The organism is Flavobacterium sp. (assembly GCF_043779715.1).
In the GTDB taxonomy this organism is placed as follows: domain Bacteria; phylum Bacteroidota; class Bacteroidia; order Flavobacteriales; family Flavobacteriaceae; genus Flavobacterium.
In genome coordinates this window covers 1-5,680 of sequence record NZ_JAYWDT010000248.1, presented here as the reverse complement: position 1 = coordinate 5,680, position 5,680 = coordinate 1, and the positions used below count along the sequence as shown (strand labels likewise).

The window sequence follows — 5,680 nt, the reverse complement described above, 5'->3', positions numbered from 1 at the left end:
ATTTTAATCCAGTTGATATTGTTTGTGGTGTTAAAAATTATAACGGTAAAAAATTTAATTTACACAATTTTATAGATAACAACAGTGGCTTTATAGTCGAGAAAAATAAAAACGGAGCAAATTATAAAGCATACGAATTGCCAGGTTTATGGAACGGCTCTATGGCAAATTGGCTTAGCATTTTTGTAGAAGTGCCACTAATTACTTTCAATCCTGTAAAAACGGTAAATGATTTACTAAAACCTACGCACCAATCACAATAATGGAAACGGAAAAAATAATAACAGAATTAACTTATAAAGCGGTACGAAGTTCTGGCGCTGGTGGACAAAACGTAAATAAAGTGTCTAGCAAAGTGGTTTTGAGTTTCGATTTACAAAATTCTAAAGCGCTTTCAGAAGAAGAAAAAGAGTTGGTTTTGGTAAAATTAACTTCAAGATTGACTTCTGAGAATATACTAATTTTAAATTGCGACGAAGACCGAAGCCAATTAAAAAACAAAGCCATTGTTACCAAAAGATTTTTAGAATTAATTAAAAATGCTTTAATAGTACCTAAAATTAGAAAAGCAACTAAAATCCCAAAATCTGTAATTAGAAAAAGAATAAAAGACAAGAAAAATATTTCTGAAGTTAAGAATAATAGAAAGAAACCAAATTTAGATTAATTTTTACTTCTTAAACGCACTCAAAGCCTTTTTAGTGAATTCCGATAAAACCAATTGCCCAGAAATTGCAGCTCTATCATAGAGTAAAGTATTCCAGTGCGCAGTATTCTCCCAGAAAACATTTTTCATTTCTTGCAAAGCTTCTGGATTATAAGAAGCCAATTTAGAAGTAAATAATGCTAAACTTGTATCTAAATCTTCTATTGAAGAAAAAATTTCCGAATACAATCCATTTTCGAAAGACCATTTAGCACTTTTCCAATCATGAGCGGCCAATGTAAGTTGCGACATTGCTGTTTTTCCTATTTTTCTAGAAACTGCTGGTTCAATTACAAAAGGGCCTATTCCTATAGCAATTTCAGATAATTTTACCGAGGCATTATCAGTGGCAAAAACATAATCACAAGCCGAAGCAAGACCTACTCCACCTCCAACCGCTTTACCTTGTACTCTGCCAATAATTATTTTTTTGCAAGTTCGCATCGCATTAATCACATTAGCAAAACCGCTAAAAAATAGTTTACCATCTTCAAAATTAGTTATAGAAAGTAATTCGTCAAATGAAGCGCCAGCACAAAAAGCACCACTACCTTCACTTTTTAAAACTATTACCGAAACAGATTCGTTTTCGCTTAAAGAGTTTAATTCGTTTGTTAAATCCTTTAATAAATTACTAGGAAAAGAATTGCTAGCGGGATGGCTAAAAGTAATTGTTGCGGTTTTATTATCAATTATAGTTGCAATAAATCCGTTTGGGTTTAATGTATTCATGTGATTTCTTTAGAACTGTAAATATAAAAATTAAACCTAAAAAAAACATCCGCCGAAGCAGATGTTGTATTTTTATTTTCCTTTGTTTGCTTCCGAAACATATTTTTCTAATGCCATTGTCATAGAGGGTGTTTCTGGTGTTGGTGCCAGAATATCTATTCTTAAACCATGTTCTAAAGCTTCTTTTTGAGTTGTACTTCCAAAAACAGCGATTCGAGTATTGTTTTGTTCAAAATCAGGGAAATTTTTAAATAATGATTTTATTCCCGTCGGACTAAAAAATGCCAATACATCATAGTAAACATCTTTTAAATCTGACAAATCACTCATTACTGTTTTATAAAAAGTTCCTGGAAGCCAGTCTATCTTTAAATTATTTAATGTTTGAGGAATATCTGCATTTAGTTGATCTGACGATGGTAATAAGTATTTTTCGTCTTTATATTTTTTGAATAAAGTAGACATATCTACAAAATCCTTCTGACCTACGTATATTTTGCGTTTTCTATATACCACATATTTCTGAAGATAGAATGCCACCGCTTCCGATTGGCAAAAATATTTCAAGTCTTCTGGCACTTTATAACGCATTTCTTCAGCCACTCTAAAAAAGTGGTCTACAGAGTTTTTACTGGTTAAAATAATAGCCGTAAAATTGTTCAAATCTATCTTTTGTGTACGAACATCTTTTGCCAAGACACCTTCCACATGAATAAATGGTCTGAAATCAACTTTAACTTTGTGCTTATTTTGTAACTCAAAATAAGGAGAGTTTTCAACCTTTGGCTCAGGTTGCGAAACTAAAATTGTTTTCACTTTCATATTAAACATTTTCTAATGCGCTACCTTTTTGTAATAATATAATACATAAAGTAATAAGGCGCGATTTCGAGTGCGCAAATATATAAAATAAAATAAAACAACTTACTTAATAATAATTTTTGATAATTCTTTAATGAAACCAAATAAGTCACTGCGTTAATTATCAATAATATAACTATAATGCCAATTATGGCGTAAGTATTCATAATACTTGTGTAATACATAATTATATTAACGGGCAACAATAGTAATCCAATATAGGTTCTGTAGCTTACTTTGAACAAATTGAACTGTTCTATAAAATTTTCGATATTAAATGACGTAGCAATAATCTTCTCTATCAAAAATTTTGATAATATAAAAAAGCTTAAAAAAGTAAATATTTGTATAAATGTGACCCAATTTGTTTTGGTGGTATATCCAAAATAACTTAAAACTAATTGCAAAAAAAACGATATCGAAATTAACTGGACAACAAACAAAAGTATTGTAAACCAACTCATTAAATTACTACTGTCTTTGTATATTTTTAGATACTTATCATTAATTAATAAATTTACAAAATCTCTAAAACGATTTTCGAAAGCAGTTTTAGTAACGACAACCAATGCAAAAGCAATAATAAACAAGATCGTTACCCAATCTTTGTTTTCTACAATTCGAGGAATAAGTTCTGTTTTACTCATAGTGCAAAATTACAAAATTTTTAAACTATTATTTAATTATAAATAATTTAAGAAACTCATTTGCGAAAAAGCTTATTTTTGCATCAGAATTTTACATTATGAAAGACGGAATTGTAATAATCCCAACCTATAACGAAATAGAAAATATCGAAATTATCATTCGAGCGGTCTTTTCGTTACCCAAAAAATTTCATGTTTTAATTGTTGATGACAATTCGCCTGACGGAACTTCTAACAAAGTAATAGAGCTACAACAAGAATTTAGCGACGGATTATTTCTTGAAACCAGAAAAGAAAAATCAGGATTAGGAACAGCCTACGTGCATGGTTTCAAATGGGCATTACAACACGATTACGAATATATTTTCGAAATGGATGCCGATTTCTCACATAATCCCGCCGATTTAGAAAAACTATACAACGCTTGTAATACAGGCAAAGCAGGAATGGCAATAGGCTCTCGTTATGTAACTGGTGTAAATGTTGTAAACTGGCCGTTAAACCGAGTTTTAATGTCTTATTTTGCCTCGATGTATGTCCGATTTATTACAGGAATGAAAATACACGATGCAACAGCTGGTTTTATTTGTTACCGAAGAGAAGTTTTAGAAACCATCGATTTAGATAAAATAAAGTTTACCGGTTACGCGTTTCAAATAGAAATGAAGTACCGTACCTTTATAAACAATTTCAAAATTACCGAAGTGCCCATTATTTTTACTGACAGAACAAAAGGCGAATCGAAAATGAGTAATGCCATTATCAAAGAAGCTGTATTTGGAGTAATTATGCTTCGAGTAAGAAAAATTTTCAATCGATTATAAAAATAATTATCAATTGATAATTAGTAATTCAAAATCCAAAAAAATGAAACAAGTTTTAATTAAGAATGCCAAAATTGTCAACGAAGGAATTATATTTGAAGGCGATGTTCTTATTGAAAATGAATTTATTATTGAAATCGGAGAAAACATAAGTCCAAAATCGTCCGATTGCAAAATTATTGATGCCGAAGGGAATTATTTAATCCCCGGAATGATAGACGACCAAGTGCATTTTCGTGAACCAGGACTTACTCATAAAGGCGATATCGCTTCAGAATCTCGTGCGGCAATTTCAGGCGGAATCACTTCCTATATCGAGCAACCCAACACAGTTCCCAATGCTGTAACTCAAGAATTATTAGAGCAAAAATATCAGATTGCAGCCCAATCATCGTATGCAAATTACTCATTTATGATGGGCGCAACAAACGATAATTTAGAAGAAGTTCTAAAAACCAATCCTAAAAATGTAGCAGGAATCAAAATTTTCTTGGGTTCATCGACAGGAAATATGTTGGTTGACAATGAAGCTGTTTTAGAAAAAATATTTTCGAGTACAAAAATGCTTATTGCTGTACATTGCGAGGACGAAACAACGATAAAAAATAATTTAGAAAAATACAAAGAAGAATACGGCGATGATATCCCAATGGAATTCCATCACCTCATTCGTAGCGAAGAAGCGTGCTACCTGTCTTCATCAAAAGCAGTAGCATTGGCACAAAAAACAGGTGCGAGATTGCATATTTTTCATGTTTCGACAGCAAAAGAAACCGAGCTTTTTTCGCACATTCCTGTCGAAGACAAACAAATTACTGCTGAAGTTTGCATTCATCATTTGTGGTTTACCAATGATGATTATGCGAAAAAAGGCACACTTATAAAATGGAATCCAGCGGTAAAAACTCAAGCAGACAAAGACGCATTGTGGAAAGCCTTGCTCGATGATAGAATTGATGTTATTGCAACCGATCACGCACCACACACGCTCGAAGAAAAACAGAATCCGTACACTACAGCACCATCTGGCGGGCCTTTAGTACAACATGCAGTTGTCGCTTTGTTTGAAGCTTTCCATCAAGGGAAAATTTCAATCGAGAAAATTGTCGAAAAAACAGCACACAATCCTGCCAAAATTTTCAAAATAGACCGTCGTGGTTTTATAAAAACGGGTTATTATGCCGATTTAGCTATTGTAAACACGGGAATGCCTTGGCGCGTAAACAAAGACAATATTTTATACAAATGTGGTTGGTCGCCGTTTGAAGATTTTACATTTACATCGAGAGTTACACACACCTTTGTAAATGGAGAATTAGTTTTTCATAACTTTAAAACCAAAGAAATTCATTGCGGTAAGCGATTAGAATTTAACAGATAATATGATGAAGAAAATAATTTTAGTACTATCTATTTTAATTTTTATTAGCGCTTGTTCTAATAAAAATGAAATTCCAAAACCCGCAAAACCAATAGACAAAGCGGTAATGGAAAACATCTTGTATGATTTGGCTTTGTTACAAGCACTGAAGAGTTATAGTCCCGAAAAACTGACTAAAAACAGCATAAATTCGAAAACTTATATTTACCAAAAATACAAAATAGATAGTTTGCAATTTGTAGAAAATAACAAATATTTCGCCTCGGATATTGAAACTTATAAGTTAATGTTCGAAAATGTATCTAACCGATTACAAAAGGAAAAAAATCAAATGGATACAATTCTTAGTAAAGAATTGAAAATTAAAATTAAAAAATCGCATGATTCTTTGGCAAAAATAAATAAAAAATCTAAAATTATTGTTAGAGGTTAGTTTTTAAAGAGTTTAGATAAACATCAACTTCTAGAAATTTATATCCCAATCGTTTTATTGTTTTTTCATTAGAATAAACATCTTTACTATGTAAAG

8 protein-coding genes are annotated in these 5,680 nt (G+C 31.5%); 5 read left to right on the top strand and 3 right to left on the bottom strand.

Going from position 1 to position 5,680, the window contains the following annotated elements:
- Together ACH2BG_RS12095 and arfB are read left to right on the top strand one after the other, a co-directional pair.
- Positions 1-263 (top strand): DUF4301 family protein (locus tag ACH2BG_RS12095; RefSeq protein WP_395047949.1); only part of this gene is annotated, 263 nt, incomplete at its 5' end.
- A complete protein-coding gene (gene arfB, locus ACH2BG_RS12090) occupies positions 263-667 on the top strand; it encodes an alternative ribosome rescue aminoacyl-tRNA hydrolase ArfB (protein WP_395047948.1) in 405 nt (134 codons plus the stop codon). The genes ACH2BG_RS12095 and arfB, both read left to right, overlap by 1 nt.
- A gap of 3 nt (positions 668-670) precedes the next feature.
- Here arfB and ACH2BG_RS12085 read toward each other — a convergent pair whose 3' ends face one another.
- From ACH2BG_RS12085 to ACH2BG_RS12075, 3 genes are all read right to left on the bottom strand, one after another.
- Positions 671-1,438: an enoyl-CoA hydratase/isomerase family protein gene (locus ACH2BG_RS12085; protein ID WP_395047947.1), complete on the bottom strand. Its 768-nt coding sequence runs from the start codon at positions 1,436-1,438 to the stop codon at positions 671-673.
- 72 nt (positions 1,439-1,510) lie between these two features.
- Entirely contained in the window at positions 1,511-2,260 is a 750-nt protein-coding gene (locus tag ACH2BG_RS12080; protein WP_395047946.1) for a uroporphyrinogen-III synthase, read from the bottom strand.
- Positions 2,261-2,280: 20 nt separating this feature from the next.
- Positions 2,281-2,946 carry a DUF4271 domain-containing protein gene (locus tag ACH2BG_RS12075; protein WP_395047945.1) on the bottom strand — a complete coding sequence of 222 codons (666 nt, stop codon included), beginning with the start codon at positions 2,944-2,946 and terminating at the stop codon, positions 2,281-2,283.
- 98 nt (positions 2,947-3,044) lie between these two features.
- Between ACH2BG_RS12075 and ACH2BG_RS12070 the strand changes: the two genes are divergently transcribed.
- The 3 genes from ACH2BG_RS12070 to ACH2BG_RS12060 are packed head-to-tail and all read left to right on the top strand — an operon-like array spanning position 3,045 to position 5,584.
- Positions 3,045-3,770 (top strand): polyprenol monophosphomannose synthase, encoded by a 726-nt coding sequence (locus ACH2BG_RS12070; RefSeq protein WP_395047944.1) that lies wholly within the window; start codon positions 3,045-3,047, stop codon positions 3,768-3,770.
- Positions 3,771-3,813: 43 nt separating this feature from the next.
- Positions 3,814-5,151 carry a dihydroorotase gene (locus tag ACH2BG_RS12065; RefSeq protein ID WP_395047943.1) on the top strand — a complete coding sequence of 446 codons (1,338 nt, stop codon included), beginning with the start codon at positions 3,814-3,816 and terminating at the stop codon, positions 5,149-5,151.
- 4 nt (positions 5,152-5,155) lie between these two features.
- Complete coding sequence (locus tag ACH2BG_RS12060; RefSeq protein WP_395047942.1) at positions 5,156-5,584, top strand: DUF4296 domain-containing protein; 429 nt, start codon at positions 5,156-5,158, stop codon at positions 5,582-5,584.
- Positions 5,585-5,680 lie beyond the last annotated feature (96 nt).

Bases quoted from the DNA above. Each gene is read 5' to 3' on its own strand.
- arfB (WP_395047948.1), top strand. From the start codon at position 263: ATGGAAACGGAAAAAATAATAACAGAATTAACTTATAAAGCGGTACGA.
- ACH2BG_RS12085 (WP_395047947.1), bottom strand. From the start codon at position 1,438: ATGAATACATTAAACCCAAACGGATTTATTGCAACTATAATTGATAAT.
- ACH2BG_RS12080 (WP_395047946.1), bottom strand. From the start codon at position 2,260: ATGAAAGTGAAAACAATTTTAGTTTCGCAACCTGAGCCAAAGGTTGAA.
- ACH2BG_RS12075 (WP_395047945.1), bottom strand. From the start codon at position 2,946: ATGAGTAAAACAGAACTTATTCCTCGAATTGTAGAAAACAAAGATTGG.
- ACH2BG_RS12070 (WP_395047944.1), top strand. From the start codon at position 3,045: ATGAAAGACGGAATTGTAATAATCCCAACCTATAACGAAATAGAAAAT.
- ACH2BG_RS12065 (WP_395047943.1), top strand. From the start codon at position 3,814: ATGAAACAAGTTTTAATTAAGAATGCCAAAATTGTCAACGAAGGAATT.
- ACH2BG_RS12060 (WP_395047942.1), top strand. From the start codon at position 5,156: ATGAAGAAAATAATTTTAGTACTATCTATTTTAATTTTTATTAGCGCT.